The sequence below is a fragment of the Amycolatopsis keratiniphila subsp. keratiniphila genome (assembly GCF_001620365.2).
Taxonomy (GTDB): Bacteria; Actinomycetota; Actinomycetes; order Mycobacteriales; family Pseudonocardiaceae; genus Amycolatopsis; species Amycolatopsis keratiniphila.
In genome coordinates this window covers 62986-81437 of sequence record NZ_LQMT02000021.1, presented here as the reverse complement: position 1 = coordinate 81437, position 18452 = coordinate 62986, and the positions used below count along the sequence as shown (strand labels likewise).

The window sequence follows — 18452 nt, the reverse complement described above, 5'->3', positions numbered from 1 at the left end:
CGCTTGGCGCCGCGGGTGGCTTCCGGCCGCCCGCGGCGTCATGCTGTCTCCATGAACGACAAGGACGGGGACGACCCCACCGCGGACTTCCTCGCCGAGGTCAGGCCGGAGGAGACGCCGTGGCGGACCGAGCGGCCGCCGGGTGAGGAGGCGCCCGAACGCGCCGAACGCCCGGAGAAGTGGGGCCGCGCCAAGAGCGCCGGACGGGCCGCGGCGAAGGCGGCGCCCTACGTCCAGGCCGCCGCGCTGGCGACCTGGATCGTCTCGGGCACCCTCGACGACTCCGACGACTCCGGGTTCGGCGACATGGGCTCTTCCGGCGAGGCCTAGAGCTTCGCCCGCATGGCTTTCATGCGCTCGATCTCGGCGGTCTGACCGGTGATGACCTCCTGCGCCATCTCCTGCGCCTTGATCTCCACGCCCTTGCCGAGCTGGGCTTCGGCCATGGTCAGCGCGCCCTGGTGGTGCGCGATCATCAGGTCGAGGAACAGCTTTTCGAACGCCGCCCCGCTCGCCGCGCGCAGATCCGCCAGCTGGGCCTCGGTCGCCATCCCCGGCATGAGCGCGTGATCGTGCCCGCCCCCGTGACCCGCGTGCCCCTCGCCCGGCACCGGTTTGCCGCGGTCGGCCAGCCAGGTCTTCATCATCGTGATCTCGCCGTCCTGTGCGACCGAGATCCGCCCGGCGATCGCCCGGATCTGCTCGTTGGCCGTCTTGCCCGGCACCAGGTCGGTCATCACCTTCGCCTGCTGGTGATGGGGGATCATCATCGTCATGTATTCGACGTCGGCCTCGTTGGGCTGATCGCGGTTCACCGGACCGCGGGAGCCGGTGCTCGCCTGCTCGCCGGGTTTGCCGGGGGCGATCACCGGCGCGCTCTGGGCGGGTGCGGCGGGCTCCGGGGCACCGGTGCAACCCGAGACCAGGAAAGCGGCGGCGACCAGCGCCGATGTCAAACTTTTTCGCATCCCGGGAGTTCCTCCGTTGGTCGGTATCTGCTGAGCCTAAATAAGGAATAAGGTGCGCGTAAAGCTGGGTGGAAGGAGAGCCATATCGTGCTGCAGCCTGGGCTGAAACGTCGCTTGACCAGGGTCTTCGTGTCGGCGGCCGCGGTCGCCGCCCTCGGGGCCTCCAGCGCGCTCGCCGCGCCGGCCGTCGTCGCCGAACCGTCGGCGACCGCGATCCCGGGTGTGGACGAGATCGTCCACAGCCCGAACCTCCGGTCGATCGCGAACGTCCCGCAGCAGGGACCGTTCACCAAGGACTCGACCGGCACCGACATCGCGTTCACCAAGGGCCACGCGATCATCGGCACCTACGACGGGTTCAACGTCTTCGACGTCCGCAACCCCTACCGCCCGAAGATCGTCAGCCAGGTCCTGTGCCCCGGCGGGCAGAACGACGTGTCGATCTCCGGCGACCTGCTCTTCCTGTCGACCGACTCGTCGCGCAGCGACAACTCGTGCAACAGCGTCTCGAAGCCCGCGTCGGACAAGACGTCGTGGGAGGGCATCAAGATCTTCGACATCTCGAACCTCGCGGCGCCCAAGTACGTCGCGGCGATCGAGACGGACTGCGGTTCGCACACCAACACCCTGGTGCCGGACAAGCGCGGCAAGGACGTCTACATCTACGTCTCGTCGTACGCGCCGGCGGCGAACCTGCCCGACTGCCAGCCGCCGCACGACAAGCTGTCCATCATCAAGGTCCCGGTGAAGGACCCGGCGAAGGCCTCGCTGGTCGCGACGCCGGTGCTGTTCCCGGACGGCGGCAACGCGGGCGGCGCCAACCCCGACGGCACCCGCCGCTCGGCGACCACCGGTTGCCACGACCTCACGGCGCTGCCGGAGAAGGACCTGATGGCCGGCGCCTGCATGGGTGACGGCGTCCTGCTCGACATCTCCGACCGCCTCAAGCCGCGCGTCATCAACCGGGTCCAGGACAACGTGAACTTCGCGTTCTGGCACAGCGCCACCTTCAACAACGACGCCACCAAGATCGTCTTCACCGACGAGCTCGGCGGCGGCGGGATGGCGACCTGCCTGGAGAAGTTCGGCCCCACCCGCGGCGCCAACGGCATCTACCAGATCACCGGCCGCGGCGACGACCGCAAGCTGGAGTTCGTGAGCTACTACAAGATCCCGCGGTTGCAGTCCGAGACCGAGAACTGCGTGGCGCACAACGGTTCGCTGATCCCGGTGCCGGGCAAGGACATCATGGTCCAGTCCTGGTACCAGGGCGGTGTCTCGGTGTGGGACTTCACCGACGCGAAGAACCCGAAGGAGATCGCGTTCTGGGAGCGTGGCCCGCTCTCGAACGAGAAGCTCGTCGGCGGTGGGACGTGGTCGACCTACTGGTACAACGGCTACATCTACTCGTCCGACATCGTGAAGGGCCTGGACGTCCTGGACCTCAACGACTGGCGGACCTTCCCGGCGAAGCTGGTCCGGCAGAACCAGTTCAACGCCCAGACGCAGTACAAGCTGCACCCGGGCTTCAACAACAACTGACCCGGTAACGCGCCATGAACGGTCCGTTCCTTGCAAAATTTGCAAGGAACGGACCGTTCATTGCACGCGGGGAGGGGATCAGACGAGCCAGGCGGCCGCGTCCGGCGGCAGTTTCCCGTTCACCAACGGCACGCTCGACAGCAGCACCTCACCCGGCGGCAGCGCGATCGGGCTCGCCGACGTGTTCAGCGCGCAGACCAGCCCGCCACCGCGCCGCCGGAACGCGAAACACCCGGCCGGAGCGCCGTACCACTCCAGCTCGTCCCCGCGGAAAGCCTGGTGCGACTTGCGGATCTCGATCGCCCGCCGGTACAGCGAGAGCGTCGACGCCGGATCCTCCAGTTGCGCCTCGACGGTCACCGACGCCCACGAAGCGGGCATCGGCAGCCACGTCCTCGGATTGCGCGAGAAACCGAACGGCGGCAGGTCGCCTTCCCACGGCAGCGGCACTCGCGACGCGTCCCGGCCGAACTCGGCACCGGAGATCTTGGCGCGCGGGTCCGCGACCGCGTCGGGCGGGATGTCGACGTTGCCGAGCCCCAGTTCCTCGCCGTTGTACAGGTAGACCGCGCCGGGCAGCGCGAGTTCGACGAGCGCCATCGCCCTGGCGCGCCGGACGCCGCGTTCGCCGCCGCCGTACCGGCTGACCTGCCGCCAGACGTCGTGGTTGCTCAACGTCCAGGTGGCGGGGGCCCCGGCGGCCTTCGGCACCGCCAGGGACCGCTCGATGGCCGTCCGCAGCGCGTCCGCGTCGAAATGCGTGAGCACGAGCCGGAAGTTGAAGGCCAGGTGCAGTTCGTCCGGCCGCAGGTAGCGCGCGAGGCGTTCCTCGTCGGTCACCCAGATCTCGCCGACGGCCATGGTGCCGGGGTACTCGTCGAGCACCTTGCGGATCATCTGGTGGATCTCGTGGACGCGGTCGTTGTCGAAACGCGGATCGTAGAACTCGCTCGGCCCGAGCGGGTTCACCCGCGGGTCCATGTCCGGCAGGCCCGGCGGTTTCGCCATGCCGTGCGCGACGTCGACGCGGAAGCCGTCCACGCCGTGGTCGAGCCAGAACCGCAGCGTCCGCTCCAGATCGGCGGCGACCTCGTGGTTGGCCCAGTTCAGATCCGGCTGCTGCGGCGAGAACAGGTGCAGGTACCACTGGCCGTCCGGCACCCGCGTCCACGCCGGGCCGCCGAACGAGCTGACCCAGTTGTTCGGCGGCTGGTCGCCGCGCGGGCCGAGCCCGTCACGGAAGATGTAGCGATCCCGTTCCGGGCTGCCCGGCGGCGCCGCCATCGCCGATTTGAACCAGGCGTGGGTGTTGCTGGTGTGGTTGGGGACGACGTCGACGGTGACCTTGATGCCGCGTTTGTGCGCCTCGGTCAGCAGGACGTCGAAATCGCCGAGGGTGCCGAACATCGGGTCGACGTCGCGCGGGTCGGCGATGTCGTAGCCGTGGTCGGCCATGGGGGAGCGGTAGAACGGCGTCAGCCACAGCGCGTCGACCCCGAGCAGCTCCAGATACCCGAGCTTGCCGCGGATGCCTTCGAGGTCACCGACGCCGTCCCCGTCCGAATCGGCGAACGAGCGCACGTAGACCTGGTAGAAGACCGCCTGGTCCCACCAAGCCACGTCGCGCTCCATCACACGAAACTGTTCATCATGCTGTTGGCGGCCATCTCCAGGTACGCCCACAGCTGCCCGCGGTAGGGCTCCTCGATGTTCTCCTCGTCGACCGCGATCTTGATGCAGCGCAACCAGGCGTCGCGTTCGATCGGGCCGATCTTGAACGGGGCGTGCCGCATCCGCAGCCGCGGGTGACCACGCTGGTCGGAGTAGGTGTGCGGGCCGCCCCAGTACTGCATGAGGAACAGCCGGAAACGCTCCTCGGCCGGGCCGAGGTCCTCCTCCGGATACAGCGGGCGAAGCACCTCGTCGACCGCCACTTCGGCGTAGAACCGCGCGACGATCCGGGTGAACACCGGTTCACCGCCGATGGCTTCGTACAAGGTGGTGGGCTCAGGTTCGGTCACGGACACAGCTCCATTCTGCCCTTCTCCTACTGCGGGGCCGGGCCGGACGACATAAAGCGCCCCAGAGGCGGCTCGAAGCCGGCTTCGTCGAGCGCGGCGAGCAGGTGCGCCCGCAGTGCGCGCTGCACGGACCACTGCTTACCCGGCCGGACCTTCACCGTCAGCCGGAGCTTGATGCCCTCGGGGGTGACGGTTTCCACGCCGAGCATCTCCGGCGGCTCCAGCACGTTCGGCGCGAGGCTTTCGCTCTCCAGGAGCGTCTTCGCCTTCGCGGCCATCAGCTCGGTGGCCTTCTCGACGTCGGCGGAGTAGCTGAGCGGGACGTCGACGACGGCCACCGCGAAGCCCTGGCTCGAGTTGCCGACCCGCAGCACCTCGCCGTTGCGGACGTACCAGACGGTGCCGTTGATGTCACGCAGGGTGGTGATCCGGAGGCCGACGGCCTCGACGGTGCCGGACGCCTCGCCGACGTCGACGACGTCACCGACGCCGTATTGGTCCTCGATCATCATGAACATGCCGGACAGGAAGTCCTTGACCAGGTTCTGCGCGCCGAAACCGAGCGCCACGCCGACGATGCCCGCCGACGCGATGATCGGCGCGAGGTCGATACCCAGTTCGCCCAGCACGAGGATGAACGCGAGGCCGTAGATCAGGAACGTGGCCATCGACTTGAGGACCGAGCCGATGGTGGCGGCGCGCTGACGGCGCCGTTCCATCACCGCCGACCCGAGCACCTCGGGAGCCCTCTCCCGCAGCGGTCTCAACAGGGCGGGCAGCTTCGACGAGCCGCCGGCGGGCATCCGCGTCACGCGGTTGATCAAGCGCCGGACCAGGTACCGCAGCAGGAACGCCACGGCGACGATCATCAGGATCCTGAGCGGCTTCGTCAGAAGCCAGCCCGCGGAGGCGGAGAGCCATTCGTTCTTTGTGACCTGGAACACCTGGTAGCACAGGCTCCCGGCTTCGCGCGTGCAGGCCGGGGGTTCGGTGGGCAGCAGGTTCACGGAGAGGAAATATCCTTTCGTACTCGGCGGGGAGTCGGTCACGCCACACGCCCAGGCGGATGCGAAACACCCAACTTCATGTGGCCGCCGGGTCGCGCGCATGTGACACGTCCAGTAACACACGTGCACTTTGGGGCTGATCTGTGGTCGACTATGCCTGCACCGGTGGAGGTGGTCGAGTGCCAGACCGACAACCCATCCCCCTCGGCGTCCCGAGCCAAGCCGTGGCCGGACAGGCGCCGGAGGTCGTGTTGCGCGCCCATCCGGGAGGTGCCCCCTCGCACGGGGCTCCACCGGGCGGGCCGGGAACGCGGCCAGGGGGTGTTGCCCGCCCGCCCGGACAGCGTAGAGGGCGGGACCCGTCGACTACGGCGGTACCCACTACGACATCAGCGTCGTCTTGGGGTCGCAGACGGGTATTGCTGTTGAACGCCACGTTCGAACCGCTCACGGCGCTGCCGTTGCGGCGCGCGGTGGTCCTGGTGATGTGCGGCAAGGCCGAGGTGGTGCACGGAGACCCGGCGGGGATCGAACTGCACGCCGCCACGGTCTCGCTGCCCGTGCCTTCGGTGATCCGGCTGAGCACCTACGTGCGCGTTCCCTACCGCGCGCAGGTGCCGCTGACCCGGGCCGGGCTGATGCACCGCGACCGGTACCGCTGCGCCTATTGCGGAGGGCGGGCCGAGACCATCGACCACGTCGTCCCGCGCAGTCGCGGAGGCCCCCACAGCTGGACGAACTGCGTGGCCTGCTGCGCCAAGTGCAACCATCGGAAGGCGGACAAGCTGCTTTCCGAGATCGGCTGGCGCCTGCGCGTCGTGCCGAGGGCCCCGCACGGGCCGCACTGGCGGCTGCTCGCGCATTCGAAGGAGGCCGACCCGTTGTGGCGGCCGTACCTGGGAACCGCGGCCTGACCTGACCATGAACACGTCGGCGCCCCGGCTGCCTTTCGGCGGCCGGGGCGGGCCGATGACGCCGTGGTGAAGCTCGTTACGAGTACGCCGTCCCCTACGAACCGGTCGTGCTCGGACTCAGGCGGCGAGCGAGAAGTCGCTCTGGCAGGTGACGCGGGTGCCACGGGTGACACGGGTCCCGCGAGTGACGCGCGTGCCGCAGGTGACGCGGGTGCCCGCCGTCACGCGGGTGCCGCGGGTGACTCGCGTGCCACGGGTGACGCGGGTGCCCGCGGTGACGCGGGTGCCACGGGTGACACGAGTTCCGCGGGTGACCCGGGTGCCGGCGGTGACCCGCGTACCGCGAGTGACACGAGTACCGCGAGTAACCCGTGTGCCCGCCGTCACACGCGTACCGGGGACGAATCCAATTTCGAAGAGTGACGAAATGTCGTCGATGATCGCCTGGCCGGGTGTCTGGGTGCTCTGCATGACATATCCTCCTGCGACCGGTGCGTTACCTGCTGGGGTGGGGGAGCTGGGCGCAAGGCCCGTACAGGTGAAAAAGCTACGAGGATTTCAAGGCCGCGACAAGACGACAGCGCCGGGTGCGGCCGCCCGTACGTTGAGTTGCAACCTTTCGGCCTTGCGGGCTTCGCCCCAACGTGGGAGCGCTTTCGCGGCAAGCGGCGGACGGCCACCTGAGGACGACGAGCGGTAGGGGCCGTGCGAGCGGGTGCGGTCGCACGCCATCGGATACGCTCACGCGCGTGAACCTTGTCGAGACGATCCTGGTCTTCGCGGTGATCCCCTTGGTCATCTACGCCCTGTGCGGGGTGGCCACGCTGCGGTCGAAGGGCGCGGGCGTCGCCCGGTACCGGCCGGGGCAGCCGTGGGAGTACCCGGCCATGTGGTGGAGCGCCAACCCCGACGGTGTCGGCGCAAGGCATTCGCACGCGAACGAGGGCGGCGCGACCGCCGTCGTCGCGGCGGACGGAGCTTCGGTGACGGGAGGCGCTCGTGGCAACTGGTGAACTGACCCATTCGTCCACCGCTGTTGACGAAGAGCCCGGTTACGGCGCCGTCGTTACCTCGAGCGGCCGGATTTCCGCCGCCAAGATGTACGAACCGGCTGGTCCGATCAGCCCATTCACCACCCAGCAGCTCGCCCGGCTGGACGAGGCGCTGACGCTCGCCAGCCGCGAGACCGGCCTGGACTTCAGCGTGTACCTCGGCGACCTCGGCGAGGACACCCGCGCCACCGCCGAAGGCCTGCTGACCTCGACGGACAACCCGGCCGACGGTGTCGTCATCGCCGTGTCGCCCGGCCAGCGGGCGATCGAGGTCGTGACCGGCACGCAGGCCCGGCACCGCCTGCCCGACCGCGGCGCGAAGCTCGCCGTGGCCAGCATGGTGGCCTCGTTCAAGGAAGGCGACCTCATCGGTGGCCTCGTGAACGCCCTCCGCATGCTGAGCGACCAGGCCGGCGCTCCGCAGCACTGACGCTCTTCACAGGTCCCTGAATGCTATGAACGGGCCGTTCCTTGCAAAATTTGCAAGGAACGGCCCGTTCATAGCGTTACGGGACTAGACCCCGGCCTGCGAGTCGAACTCACGGGCGGCCAGCGCCCGCACGATCCCGGCCCGGCCCTCCGACACGAGACGGCGCAGCGCCGCCGGGTGTTCCCCGGCCAGCCACTCGTCCGACGCCTCGACGGTCGACGGCTCGACGGCCCACGACGGGTACAGGCCGACCACGGTCGGCTGCGCCCGCTCGCTGGAGCGCCGCTGCCACACCTCGTCGATGACCTCGAAGTAGCGCGTCACGTAGTCACCGAGCAGGTGCTTCTGACCCGGGTGGGAGAAGCCGGTGATGAGCGAGTCGCTGACCGCGTTGGGCAGCTCGTCGTCGTACACCGCCCGCTGCCACGCGTCGGCCTTCGCCTCGGCGGTCGGCCGCAGCGCCCGCGAGCGCTCCGCCTGGCGCCGTCCGGCGGCGGTGTCGTCCTTGCCGAGTTCCGCGTCGATCTCGGGGTTCTCCGCCTTGCCGTGCGCGACCAGCGCGTGCAGCAGCCGCCAGCGCAGGTCGGTGTCGACGGTCAGGCCCTCCAGCGGCGCCGTGCCGTCGAGCCAGCCCGCGATGATCGCCAGCGTCTTGTCGTCGAGCACGCAACCGGCGAGCGAGTTCACGAACGCGAGCTGGTGGTCCGAACCGGCCTCGGCGCCCTGCGCCAGCTCCAGCAGCCGCGCGGAGAACTCCGGCCAGCCCTTTTCCGCCGCCCACTCCGGCTTCGCGTACGAGTTCAGCGCCGTCTGCGCCTGCAGCAGCAGCCGCTGCACCACGCCGACCTCGGTCTCGGTGTGCACGCCGCGCTGCACCAGCGTGACGAAGTCGCGGGCCTTGAGCTCGGCCTCGCGCGTCATCTCCCACGCCGCCGACCAGCACAGCGTGCGGGGCAGCGGTTCGGTGATGTCGGCGATGCGGTCGATCAGCGTGGTCAGCGACGCGGGGTCGAGCCGCATCGTGCAGTAGGTCAGGTCGTCGTCGTTGACCAGTACGAGCTTGCCCGCCGGGAGCCCGACCAGCCCCGGCACCTCGGTGCGCTCGCCGTCCACGTCGAGCTCGACGCGGTGCTTGCGGACGATCTTGCCGTTCTCGTCCTCGTCGTAGACACCGACCGCGACGCGGTGCGTGCGCAGCTCACCGGCACCCGGCTTGGCGCCGGTCTGGGTGACGGCGAACGCGGTGTACGTGCCGTCGGCGCCGACCTCGTAGCGCGGGCTCAGCGAGTTGAGACCGGTGGTCTCCAGCCACTGCGCGCTCCACCACGACAGGTCGCGGCCCGAGGCCTCCTCCAGCGCGCCCAGCAGATCCGCCAGGGTCGCGTTGCCCCAGGCGTGCTTGCCGAAGTAGACCTTGAGGCCTTCGAGGAAGTGCTCCAGCCCGACGTAGGCGACGAGCTGCTTGAGCACGCTCGCGCCCTTGGCGTAGGTGATGCCGTCGAAGTTCACCTCGACCGCGTGCAGGTCGACGATGTCCGCGGCGATCGGGTGCGTCGAGGGCAGCTGGTCCTGCCGGTACGCCCACGACTTCTCGATGTTCGCGAAGCTGGTCCACGCGTTCTTGTACTCGGTGGCCTCGGCCTGGGCCAGCACGCTCGCGAAGGTCGCGAACGACTCGTTCAGCCACAGGTCGTCCCACCAGCGCATGGTGACCAGGTCGCCGAACCACATGTGCGCCATCTCGTGCAGCAGCGTCTCGGCGCGGCGCTCGTAGGCGTAGCGGGTGACGCGGCTGCGGAAGACGTAGTCCTCCAGGAAGGTGACCGCGCCGGCGTTCTCCATCGCGCCCGCGTTGAACTCCGGCACGAACAGCTGGTCGTACTTGGAGAACGGGTACGGGGTCGCGAACTTCTCGTGATAGAAGGCGAAACCCTGCTTGGTCTCGGTGAACAGCTTGTCCGCGTCCATGTGCTCGGCGAGCGAGGCGCGGCAGTAGATGCCCAGCGGGATCGTGCGGTGTTCGTCGGAGAATTCGTCGCGCCACTCGGTGTACGGGCCCGCGATCAGCGCGACCAGGTAGGTCGAGATCCGCTCGGACACCTTGAAGACCGTGCGGACGGCCCCCTCCGGGGTCTCCTCGGTGGATTCGATCAGCGCGTTCGAGATGACCTTCCAGTCCTTCGGCGCGATCACGGTGAGCCGGTAGACCGACTTGAGGTCGGGCTGGTCGAAGCAGGCGAACATGCGCTTCGCGTCCGCGGTCTCGAACTGCGTGTAGAGGTAGACGCCGTCGTCGACCGGGTCGACGAACCGGTGCAGGCCCTCGCCGGTGTTCATGTACCGGCAGACCGCGTCCACGACGAGCTCGTTCGACTCGGCGAGGCCGGGGAGCTCGATGCCCTTGTCCTCGACGTACCCGCTGACGTCGAGGTCCGTCCCGTTGAGGACGGCCGACTCGATCCCCTCGGCGACGATGTCGACCCACGACGCTTCGCCGCTTCTGGCGCTCGCGAACTTGATCGTCGTCTTCGACGTGAAGGTCTTCTCACCGGGACCGCCACGGCCGTCGGTCAGATCCAGCTCGATGTCGTAGGACTCGACGTCGAGCAGTTCCGCGCGCAGCTTGGCTTGGTCTCGGGTCAGGTTGGGGGCGGGCACTGGCACCTCTGGTCATCGGTATCGGTTTTGGTTTCCAACTACAGGCATCCAATCATGTCGGAGCCCGTGCTGACGACGGGAACAACGCCGACGGCGGCGATGTTGGCCGCTGTGTAGCACTGTGTGTGTACCGGACCACCCCAAGACGATGGCACTGGGAGAACCTGATGACCGCCCCGTCCGAGAAGACCAAGGTCGACTTCTACTTCGACCCGATCTGCCCCTTCGCCTGGATCAGCTCGCGCTGGATCCTCGAAGTGGAGAAGCACCGCGACCTCGACCTGAGGTTCCGGATCATGAGCCTGTCCGAGCTCAACAGCGGCCGTGAGGACCTGCCTGAGCAGTACAAGGAGCTGCTGGAGCGCGGCTGGGGCCCCGTCCGCGTCGCCACCGCGCTGGCGCAGAAGAACGGCGAAGAGGCCCTGCGGGACTTCTACACGGAGTTCGGCACGCGTCACCACAACCAGGGCGACAAGGACATCCCGAAGGTCATCAAGGAGACCCTCGAGGCCATCGGTGCCCCGGCCGAGCTGGCCGAGGCCGCGGAGTCGACCGAGTACGACGAAGCGCTCAAAAAGAGTCACTACGAAGGTATGAATCCGGTCGGAATGGACGTCGGCACCCCGACCATCCACATCGACGGTGTCGCCTTCTTCGGCCCGGTGCTCAGCTCGATCCCGCGTGGCGAGGACGCCGTCAAGGTGTTCGACGGCGCCCGCGCGCTGGCGAGCTACCCGGACTTCTTCGAGCTGAAGCGCACCCGGTCCGGTGAGCTGAACTTCGACTAAGGGGTCTCCAGGGCGCCCCTGGTGACATCTTCGGGGTAGGAGGACCTCGCGACGGCTTCGTCCGTCGTGAGGTCTCCCGCCGCGATCCCGGCCTTGAGCGCGACGAGTTCGCGCAGCCCGTCGCGGTGCTTCTCGATGAAGGCGGTGTCGACGGGATCCCCGTGCCCGGCGACGATGATCTTCGGTTCCAGCGCGAGGATCGCGTCCATCACGCCCGGCCATTCGGCGAGGAAGGTGCCGTCGTTGAAGGAGAACGCGCTGAAGCCGGCTTCGGCGTTCTCGACGGCGTCGCCCGCGTAGATCACGCCCGCGTCGGGCACGTGCACGAACAGGTCGTGGTCCGTGTGGGCCCGGCCGAGGAAGCGCAGCACGACGGTGCGGCCGCCGAGGTCGATCTCGGCGGTGTCGACGACGGGTTTGTCCGGCAGGGTGATCTCGGTGCGCTCCAACGCCTCCGCCATCTCCGGACGGTTTTCGCCGAGATAATGCTGGATCCACTTGAGCCGTGCGCCGTCCCCGAAGGTGGTCAGCTCGGTCAGGCAGCCTTCGTGCGCCCAGACGTCGCACGGCAGGAACGCCGTCGTGCCGAAGGCGTGATCGAAATGCGCGTGGGTGTAGACGACCGACCACGGCAGCGGCGTGATCTCCCGTACCGCCGCGGCCAGTTCGGCGCCCTGGTCGACGTCACCGCGAACGTCGACGACCAGGCAGCGCTGGCTGCCCACGACCAGGCCGACGGTCAGGTCCAGCTCTTCGTAACGGCGCGCGTACACGCCGTCCGCGAGTTCGAGCCAAGTCACGAATCCTCCAGAATTCCGTTGCGCAGCACAGGAACCGTGCCGCTGCTGTCGAGCTTCGCGGCGAGCCGCACGTCGTTCGCGTGCCCGGCCGCGGCGAGCTCGCGCCCTGAAGAACAGTCTGTCAGTGCTTCGTCGATGTCGATCGCTTTTGCCGCGACGGCGGCGAGACGGGCTTCGGCGGACAGGCGGCCGTAGCCGTCCAGCGCCGCGACGATCGCGCCCGCGCCGAGCTGGTCCTCGACGCACGGCCTCAGCGGCCCGAAAGTCTTGACCTCGGTGCGCATGTCGATGCCCCAGCGTTCCCCGGCCGGGACGACACCGATCGGTCGTCCGTCCGCGAGTTCCGCCGCGCGGGCGGCGACGGCGGACGCGTTGCGCAGGCAGCCCGCCAGGACGTCGGCACCGGTCGTGGCGGCGGTGTCGCACAGCGTGGCGCCATTGGGGGAAGGGAGCGCCAAAAGCGTTCCGGAAGGGATTTGCGTCACAGACGAAGGTCGCAAAGTCCATTCGCTTTCACCCGCGAGGATGGCACCGCGCGCATTCGCGGCCTCTTCGCCGCGACGATCGCGCCAGCGGACGGGCAGCACCCGGCCACCGTTGCCCAGCACGAGATCCGTTGTGGTGCAGAAGGAAAGCACGTCGACCACGACGAGCACGGCGCACTCCGCGCCCAGGGCGGCGACACCCTCGGGTCCCCATTCGAGCCTGATGTCCACCCCCACAGCATGCCCGCGCCCGAACGTGATGGCAGACTCCGCGCTGTGCGTGTTTACCTTGGCTCTGACCATGCCGGTTTCGAACTGAAGAACCACCTCGTGGCCCACCTCAAGGAGCAGGGCCACGACGTCGAGGACGTCGGCCCCTTCGTCTACGACGCGGCCGACGACTACCCGGCGTTCTGCATCGAGGCGGCCCGCCGCGTCGTCGCGGACGAGGGCAGCCTCGGCATCGTCGTCGGCGGCTCCGGCAACGGCGAGCAGATCGCGGCCAACAAGGTGAAGGGCGCTCGCGCCGGCCTCGCGTGGAGCGTCGAGACCGCGAAGCTCACCCGCGAGCACAACCACGCCCAGCTGATCGGCGTCGGCGCGCGGATGCACACCACCGAAGAGGCAACGGAGATCGTCGAGGCGTTCCTCGCGACCCCGCCGAGCCCGGACGAGCGCCACGGCCGCCGCGTCCAGCAGATCCTGGACTACGAGAACACCGGCTGGCCGCCGCCGCTTCCCGAGCACTGACATGCCCGAGGGGCACACGCTCCATCGCTTGGCACGTCTGCACAAACGCCGTTTCGCCGGTCACCCGGTCGAGGTGGGCAGCCCGCAAGGGCGGTTCGCCGCCGAAGCGTCCCGTTTGGACGGCCGGGTGCTGGTGAAGGCCGAGGCGTACGGGAAGCACCTGTTCCACGACTACGGTCCACACGGGACGGTGCACGTCCACCTCGGCCTCTACGGCACGTTCTCCGACGAGCCTCTGCCCGCTCCTGAGCCCGTCGGGCAGGTGCGGATGCGGCTGGCCGGCCCGACGCATTACGCCGATCTGCGCGGACCGACCCGGTGCGAACTCCTGGACGCGCCCCAGGTCGAGGCGATCAAGGGGCGGCTCGGCCCGGATCCGCTGCGCCGCGACGCGAAGCCGGACAAGGCGTGGGAGCGGATCTCGCGGTCGAAGACATCGATCGCGGCACTGCTGATGGACCAGTCGGTGCTGGCCGGCGTCGGCAACGTGTATCGCGCCGAGGTGCTGTTCCGGCACGGTGTCGCCCCGCTCGTCCCGGGCCGCGCGCTCGATCGCGGGCTGTGGGACGACCTGTGGGCGGATCTCGTGACGCTCATGCGGCACGGTGTCCGCGTGGGCCGGATCGACACGGTCGCGCCGGAGCATCTGCCCGAGGTCACGGGCCGCGCGCCGCGGCAGGACCGGCACGGGGGCGAGGTCTACGTCTACCGGCGCGAGGGGATGCCGTGTCTCGTGTGCGGGACGGCGGTGCTGCGGAGCGATCTGGCGGCGCGGAACCTCTTCTGGTGCCCGACCTGCCAGCCCGCCTGAAGGTGTTGCGAAAGCCACTTTCGCAACCTTCAACGTTGCGAAAGTGGCTTTCGCAACGTGCCGCGTGGCGCCCCGCAGCAGACCGCGCCCACAGACCCGCGACAGACGCAGCGAAGGGGCCCTTCACCGCATCGCATGCGGTGAAGGGCCCCTTCAGCCCACGTTAGAAGTCGAAGCCCCCGCCGTCGAAGCCGCCACCATCGAAGCCGCCGCCGTCGAACCCGCCGGCGTCCCCGCCCATGTCGCCGCCGGCGTCACCACCGGCGTCCGCGGCCCCGGCGTCCTCCTGGCCCGCGTCATAGCCCGACTCCCAGGCCGACGCGCTCGCGATGCCCGCCATCCCGGAGAACATCGCGCTGAACAGCAGCATCGAACCGAGACCCCAGGCACCGGCGACGAGCGCGGGCTTCCACCACGGCTCGCTGTACCAGCCCTGCGGCACCGGTCGGCCCGCGACGCGGCCACCGGGGTAGTAGTGCGGCGTGCGCTGGCTCGGGTCCGGCGAGGCCTCGTAGTGCTCGCCCTCGACGTCGACCGAGCGGTACTCGGTGACCTTGCCCGCCCGATCGCGCTCTTCGCTGCCGGGCAGTTCCGGACCGGGGTCCATGCCCATCGCGAGCCGCGCCGCGCGGACGTAATAGAGCCCCTCGATGGCGGTCTCGCGCACCAATCGGGCCTGCTCGACGGTCTGCGCCTGCTCCATCTGGGAGCCCGCGGCGGTGAAGCGTTCGGACGCGTCCGCCATCGCCTGCTGGGAGGCGGTGTCCGTACCGGTGAGGTTCATGACCTGACCGCCCAGTCGTTCGACGAGGCGCCGTGCGTCCGCCTTCGCGTCGTCCAGCTGGCGCTTCTTGGCCGCCGCCTGGGATTTCGCGAAGTAGATGCCGCCGCCGACCACGACGACGAGGAGCACGATCAGGAAGATCGCGGTGCCCATGGGTTCAACTCCAGGAATCGTTCGGCCTTTGCCCGGATCAACGCGGGGAACCCGCCGGGGGTTCCCGCGCGCACTGGCGGGTGAAACTAGAACACGTTATAGTTCGGCTCCATGAAGTTCACCCTGTCGATCGCGATGAATCCGCTCGATCAGCTGGGCGAGCTCGCCCGGGCCGCCGAAGAGGCGGGTTTCTCCTCGATCGCGCTCCCGGATTCCCTGTTCTATTCCGAAACGGTCTCGGCCGACTACCCGTACACGCCCGACGGCAGCCGCTTCTGGACCGAGGAGACGCCCTGGGCCGATCCGCTGATCGCGGCCGCTTCGATGGGTGCGGTCACCGAGCGGCTCACCTTCTACACCTCCGTGCTCAAACTCGGCTCCCGCAACCCGGTCCTGCTCGCCCGCCAGGTCAACTCGGTCGCGGCGCTGACCGGCGGCCGCTTCGGGCTCGGCCTCGGCGTCGGCTGGTCGCCGGAGGAGTTCCGCTGGTGCGGCGCGCCGTACGAGAAGCGCGGCAAACGCGTCGACGAGGCCATCGAGGTGCTGCGCCTGATCCTCGACGGCGGGATGGTCGAGTTCCACGGCGAGTTCTTCGACTTCGACAAGCTCCGCATGAGCCCGACACCGCCGTCGCGGGTCCCGTTCTACATCGGCGGGCACACCGACGTCGCGCTGCGCCGGGCCGCCCGCGTCGCCGACGGCTGGTCTTCGGCGATGATGAAGTTCGACGACCTGGCCGACACCATCGCCAAGCTGCGCGGGCTGCTGGCCGAACAGGGCCGCGCCGAAGATCCCTTCGAGTATCAGGCCGTCTGCATCGACAAGTTCGGCCTCGACGGCTATCGCGAGCAGGGCGACATCGGCGTCACCGACATCATCACCATGCCGTGGGTGTTCGACGGCCTCGGTTTCGACGCCGAGGTCGGCCCGAAGCTCGATTCCATCAAGAAGTTCGGCGACGAGATCATCGCGAAGATCGGAGACTGAACCATGGGTGTCGACGTCTGCTGGGATCCGGCCACCGAGCAGCCGCCCGCGCGGCGGGCCGCGTTCGCTTCGATGACCGCGGTCACCGCGGGGGACAAGTCCGCCTGGCTCGGACTCTTCGCCGGGGACGCCGTCGTCGAGGACCCGATCGGCAAGTCGATGTTCGACGAAGAAGGCAAGGGACACCACGGGCACGACGGGATCAGTGCCTTCTGGGACAAGACGATCGCGAATGTCGAACGTTTCCAGTTCACCATCCGCGATTCCCACGCGGCCGGGGACGAGGTCGCGAACGTCGGCACGATCACGACGTACCTGCCCGGCGGCTACCGCGTCGACACCGACGGCGTGTTCGTCTACCGGGTGCGCGAGGACGGGCTGATCGTGTCGATGCGCGCGTTCTGGGAGACCGAGCGCGCCATGGCGACGGCCCGCCAAGAGGGCTGAGCATGCGGCGGCGGTTCGTGATCACGCTCCTGGCCGTCGTGGCCGCAGGCGTGATCGCCGCCGTCGTGGTGACCACCCGGGAGGAACCGTCCCCCGTGGCCGGGCCCGGCGCGCCGCCGCCCGCACCGGTGACGACAGCGCAACCACCCATCGCCTTCTGCCCGGAGACCGCGACCTCGGATCGCGTGCGTTCCCCGTCCGGCCTCGACGGGAAGACGGAGCCGCGTACGCCGTCCGGCCCGCATCGGCTGGCCTACTTCGTGGTCGACGAGAAGGGCATGAGGGACTTCAGCGACACGGCCGACGGGTATCTGCCGATGGGCACGTCCCAGCAGGGAGCCGTACAGGTGGTGGTGTGCGAATATCCGAAGCCGACCAATGAACGCGTCGGCACCTGTGACGGGTACGAGCGGCAAGGCAAGCCGCCGCTCTCCGTCGCGGTCACCGGTGTCCAGTACACCTACAAGGCCTACGACGCCGAAAGCAAACGCCTGCTCGACACCTTCGTTCTGCCCGGCACCCGGGTGTGCCCGAGCTCGGTGACGACGTTCGACGACGTGCCCCGCGCCATCGAAGCCCGATCCGACTACACCGCGGTGATCGGACGGCTGCTGCCGCACCTGCGCATGTGAGGCTCAGCCGAGCCGCTCCGCGCGCCGCGTCAGGTACTCCTTCTCCGGTTCGCTCGCGGTTCTGCCGGCCGCACGGAGGTAGGCCTCGCGCGCCGCGCCGGTGTCCCCGGCCAGTTCCAGCAGGTGCCCGCGGACGGAATCGAGCCGGTGCGTCTGGCTCATCCGGCTGTCGTCGTCGAGCGTGGCCAGCAGTTCGAGGCCCGCTTCCGGCCCGTTGACCTCGGCGACCGCGACGGCGCGGTTGAGCGTGACCACCGGGCCGGGCGAGACCTTTTCGAGGACGTCGTAGAGCGCGAGGATCTGGGGCCAGTCCGTGTCGGCCGCGGTGGCCGCCTCCGAGTGGACGGCGGCGATCGCGGCCTGCACCTGGTACGGCCCGACCGGGCCCGCCTCCAGGGCCTCGCTCACCAGCGTGACCCCTTCGGCGATCGTGTCCGCGTTCCAGCGCGTGCGGTCCTGTTCGGCGAGCGGGACGAGCGAGCCGTCGTCGCCGGCGCGGGCGGCCCGGCGGGCGTCGGTCAGCAGCATGAGCGCGAGCAGGCCGGTGACCTCGTCCTCGTCCGGCATGAGCCGCCGGAGCAGCCGGGTCAGCCGGATCGCCTCCGCGGTCAGGTCCGCGCGGTGCAGGTCGGGGCCGCCGCTGGTCGTGTAGCCCTCGTTGAAGATCAGGTACAGCACCTGGAGGACGACACGGAGCCGTTCGCCGAGTTCCGCGGACGGCGGCAGGACGAACTCGGCGCCCGCCTTCTTGATGGTCTGTTTGGCCCGGCTGATCCGCTGGGCCAGCGTCGATTCCGGGACCAGGAACGCGGTCGCGATCTCGCCCGTGGTCAGCCCGCCGACGGCGCGCAGGGTGAGCGCGAGTTGCGACGGCGCGGACAAAGACGGGTGGCAGCACAGGAAAAGGACGGTGAGCGTGTCGTCCGAATCGGACACGGTGGCCGGGGCGGGGTCCATCAGCGCGTCGTTCTCTTCGCGCCGCCTGCGTGCGCTCTCGCTGCGCCACTCGTCGATCAGCCGCCGTGACGCGACCGTCGCGAGCCAGGACTTCGGGCTGTCCGGGATGCCCTGCTCCGGCCATTGCTGCGCGGCCGAGAGCAGGGCCTCCTGGACGGCGTCCTCGCAGGCGTCGAACTGCCCGTGCTTGCGCACCAGCAGCCCGATGACCTGCGGGGCCAGCTCCCTCAGGAGCGCTTCCACCTGACGATCGGTCTTCACGCCGC

Annotated in this window: 21 protein-coding genes; 11 read left to right on the top strand and 10 right to left on the bottom strand. The window is 69.1% G+C overall.

Going from position 1 to position 18452, the window contains the following annotated elements; translation table 11 throughout:
- The first annotated feature begins 51 nt into the window (after nt 1–51).
- Nucleotides 52–330 carry a hypothetical protein gene (locus AVR91_RS22060; RefSeq protein ID WP_063277682.1) on the top strand — a complete coding sequence of 93 codons (279 nt, stop codon included), beginning with the start codon at nt 52–54 and terminating at the stop codon, nt 328–330.
- Here AVR91_RS22060 and AVR91_RS22055 read toward each other — a convergent pair.
- A complete protein-coding gene (locus AVR91_RS22055; protein WP_063277681.1) occupies nt 327–968 on the bottom strand; it encodes a DUF305 domain-containing protein in 642 nt (213 codons plus the stop codon). The genes AVR91_RS22060 and AVR91_RS22055 overlap by 4 nt on opposite strands.
- A gap of 87 nt (nt 969–1055) precedes the next feature.
- Here AVR91_RS22055 and AVR91_RS22050 point away from each other — a divergent pair, with 87 nt between their 5' ends.
- Nucleotides 1056–2510, top strand: coding sequence for an LVIVD repeat-containing protein (locus AVR91_RS22050; RefSeq protein ID WP_063277680.1), 1455 nt, complete (start codon nt 1056–1058; stop codon nt 2508–2510).
- A 78-nt stretch (nt 2511–2588) separates the two neighbouring features.
- Here the strand turns inward: AVR91_RS22050 and AVR91_RS22045 are convergent, their stop codons facing one another.
- The 3 genes from AVR91_RS22045 to AVR91_RS22035 are packed head-to-tail and all read right to left on the bottom strand — an operon-like array spanning nt 2589 to nt 5538.
- Nucleotides 2589–4142, bottom strand: a complete 1554-nt coding sequence (locus tag AVR91_RS22045; RefSeq protein ID WP_063277679.1) for a glycoside hydrolase family 13 protein — start codon at nt 4140–4142, stop codon at nt 2589–2591.
- On the bottom strand, nt 4142–4537 hold the full coding sequence (locus AVR91_RS22040) for a globin (RefSeq protein WP_016332306.1): 396 nt from the start codon (nt 4535–4537) through the stop codon (nt 4142–4144). The genes AVR91_RS22045 and AVR91_RS22040 overlap by 1 nt, the downstream gene beginning before the upstream one ends.
- Nucleotides 4538–4557: 20 nt before the next feature.
- Nucleotides 4558–5538, bottom strand: a complete 981-nt coding sequence (locus AVR91_RS22035) for a mechanosensitive ion channel family protein (protein ID WP_063277712.1) — start codon at nt 5536–5538, stop codon at nt 4558–4560.
- Between the two features lie 419 nt (nt 5539–5957).
- Here AVR91_RS22035 and AVR91_RS22030 point away from each other — a divergent pair, with 419 nt between their 5' ends.
- On the top strand, nt 5958–6452 hold the full coding sequence (locus tag AVR91_RS22030; protein ID WP_016332308.1) for an HNH endonuclease: 495 nt from the start codon (nt 5958–5960) through the stop codon (nt 6450–6452).
- Nucleotides 6453–6569: 117 nt separating this feature from the next.
- Here the strand turns inward: AVR91_RS22030 and AVR91_RS22025 are convergent, their stop codons facing one another.
- Entirely contained in the window at nt 6570–6923 is a 354-nt protein-coding gene (locus tag AVR91_RS22025; protein ID WP_016332309.1) for a hypothetical protein, read from the bottom strand.
- Between the two features lie 278 nt (nt 6924–7201).
- Between AVR91_RS22025 and ctaJ the strand changes: the two genes are divergently transcribed.
- A complete protein-coding gene (ctaJ, locus tag AVR91_RS22020) occupies nt 7202–7465 on the top strand; it encodes an aa3-type cytochrome oxidase subunit CtaJ (RefSeq protein ID WP_063277678.1) in 264 nt (87 codons plus the stop codon).
- On the top strand, nt 7452–7934 hold the full coding sequence (locus AVR91_RS22015; protein ID WP_016332311.1) for a DUF5130 family protein: 483 nt from the start codon (nt 7452–7454) through the stop codon (nt 7932–7934). Before ctaJ ends, AVR91_RS22015 begins: the two co-directional genes overlap by 14 nt.
- A gap of 84 nt (nt 7935–8018) precedes the next feature.
- On the opposite strand, the gene pepN is transcribed toward AVR91_RS22015, so the two are convergent.
- Entirely contained in the window at nt 8019–10592 is a 2574-nt protein-coding gene (gene pepN / locus AVR91_RS22010; RefSeq protein ID WP_063275496.1) for an aminopeptidase N, read from the bottom strand.
- Between the two features lie 167 nt (nt 10593–10759).
- On the opposite strand from pepN, the gene AVR91_RS22005 reads away from it, so the two are divergent.
- Nucleotides 10760–11380 carry a mycothiol-dependent nitroreductase Rv2466c family protein gene (locus AVR91_RS22005; protein ID WP_037347628.1) on the top strand — a complete coding sequence of 207 codons (621 nt, stop codon included), beginning with the start codon at nt 10760–10762 and terminating at the stop codon, nt 11378–11380.
- Here AVR91_RS22005 and AVR91_RS22000 read toward each other — a convergent pair.
- Nucleotides 11377–12180 carry an MBL fold metallo-hydrolase gene (locus AVR91_RS22000; RefSeq protein WP_063275495.1) on the bottom strand — a complete coding sequence of 268 codons (804 nt, stop codon included), beginning with the start codon at nt 12178–12180 and terminating at the stop codon, nt 11377–11379. The genes AVR91_RS22005 and AVR91_RS22000 overlap by 4 nt on opposite strands.
- Nucleotides 12177–13022 (bottom strand): 2-phosphosulfolactate phosphatase, encoded by an 846-nt coding sequence (locus AVR91_RS21995; protein WP_228709290.1) that lies wholly within the window; start codon nt 13020–13022, stop codon nt 12177–12179. The genes AVR91_RS22000 and AVR91_RS21995 overlap by 4 nt, the downstream gene beginning before the upstream one ends.
- On the opposite strand from AVR91_RS21995, the gene AVR91_RS21990 reads away from it, so the two are divergent.
- Entirely contained in the window at nt 12942–13415 is a 474-nt protein-coding gene (locus AVR91_RS21990) for a ribose-5-phosphate isomerase (protein ID WP_007034718.1), read from the top strand. The two genes, AVR91_RS21995 and AVR91_RS21990, sit on opposite strands and share 81 nt — an antisense overlap.
- Before the next feature lies 1 nt (nt 13416).
- Nucleotides 13417–14226 (top strand): Fpg/Nei family DNA glycosylase, encoded by an 810-nt coding sequence (locus tag AVR91_RS21985; protein ID WP_063275493.1) that lies wholly within the window; start codon nt 13417–13419, stop codon nt 14224–14226.
- Nucleotides 14227–14389: 163 nt separating this feature from the next.
- Here the strand turns inward: AVR91_RS21985 and AVR91_RS21980 are convergent, their stop codons facing one another.
- Nucleotides 14390–15163 carry a hypothetical protein gene (locus AVR91_RS21980; RefSeq protein WP_016332318.1) on the bottom strand — a complete coding sequence of 258 codons (774 nt, stop codon included), beginning with the start codon at nt 15161–15163 and terminating at the stop codon, nt 14390–14392.
- 111 nt (nt 15164–15274) lie between these two features.
- Between AVR91_RS21980 and AVR91_RS21975 the strand changes: the two genes are divergently transcribed.
- From AVR91_RS21975 to AVR91_RS21965, 3 genes are read left to right on the top strand one after another with little or no spacing between them, the layout of a single operon-like run.
- On the top strand, nt 15275–16150 hold the full coding sequence (locus AVR91_RS21975) for a TIGR03619 family F420-dependent LLM class oxidoreductase (RefSeq protein WP_063275492.1): 876 nt from the start codon (nt 15275–15277) through the stop codon (nt 16148–16150).
- Nucleotides 16151–16153: 3 nt separating this feature from the next.
- Complete coding sequence (locus AVR91_RS21970; RefSeq protein ID WP_063275491.1) at nt 16154–16597, top strand: nuclear transport factor 2 family protein; 444 nt, start codon at nt 16154–16156, stop codon at nt 16595–16597.
- A gap of 2 nt (nt 16598–16599) precedes the next feature.
- Nucleotides 16600–17229, top strand: a complete 630-nt coding sequence (locus AVR91_RS21965; RefSeq protein WP_063275490.1) for a hypothetical protein — start codon at nt 16600–16602, stop codon at nt 17227–17229.
- Between the two features lie 3 nt (nt 17230–17232).
- Here AVR91_RS21965 and AVR91_RS21960 read toward each other — a convergent pair whose 3' ends face one another.
- On the bottom strand, nt 17233–18447 hold the full coding sequence (locus AVR91_RS21960) for an RNA polymerase sigma factor (RefSeq protein ID WP_063275489.1): 1215 nt from the start codon (nt 18445–18447) through the stop codon (nt 17233–17235).
- Nucleotides 18448–18452 lie beyond the last annotated feature (5 nt).

Excerpts from the sequence above, each read along its gene's own strand:
- AVR91_RS22060 (WP_063277682.1), top strand. The coding sequence starts at position 52 with ATGAACGACAAGGACGGGGACGACCCCACCGCGGACTTCCTCGCCGAG.
- AVR91_RS22055 (WP_063277681.1), bottom strand. The coding sequence starts at position 968 with ATGCGAAAAAGTTTGACATCGGCGCTGGTCGCCGCCGCTTTCCTGGTC.
- AVR91_RS22045 (WP_063277679.1), bottom strand. The coding sequence starts at position 4,142 with ATGGAGCGCGACGTGGCTTGGTGGGACCAGGCGGTCTTCTACCAGGTC.
- AVR91_RS22025 (WP_016332309.1), bottom strand. The coding sequence starts at position 6,923 with ATGCAGAGCACCCAGACACCCGGCCAGGCGATCATCGACGACATTTCG.
- AVR91_RS22005 (WP_037347628.1), top strand. The coding sequence starts at position 10,760 with ATGACCGCCCCGTCCGAGAAGACCAAGGTCGACTTCTACTTCGACCCG.
- AVR91_RS21985 (WP_063275493.1), top strand. The coding sequence starts at position 13,417 with ATGCCCGAGGGGCACACGCTCCATCGCTTGGCACGTCTGCACAAACGC.
- AVR91_RS21980 (WP_016332318.1), bottom strand. The coding sequence starts at position 15,163 with ATGGGCACCGCGATCTTCCTGATCGTGCTCCTCGTCGTCGTGGTCGGC.
- AVR91_RS21975 (WP_063275492.1), top strand. The coding sequence starts at position 15,275 with ATGAAGTTCACCCTGTCGATCGCGATGAATCCGCTCGATCAGCTGGGC.
- AVR91_RS21970 (WP_063275491.1), top strand. The coding sequence starts at position 16,154 with ATGGGTGTCGACGTCTGCTGGGATCCGGCCACCGAGCAGCCGCCCGCG.
- AVR91_RS21965 (WP_063275490.1), top strand. The coding sequence starts at position 16,600 with ATGCGGCGGCGGTTCGTGATCACGCTCCTGGCCGTCGTGGCCGCAGGC.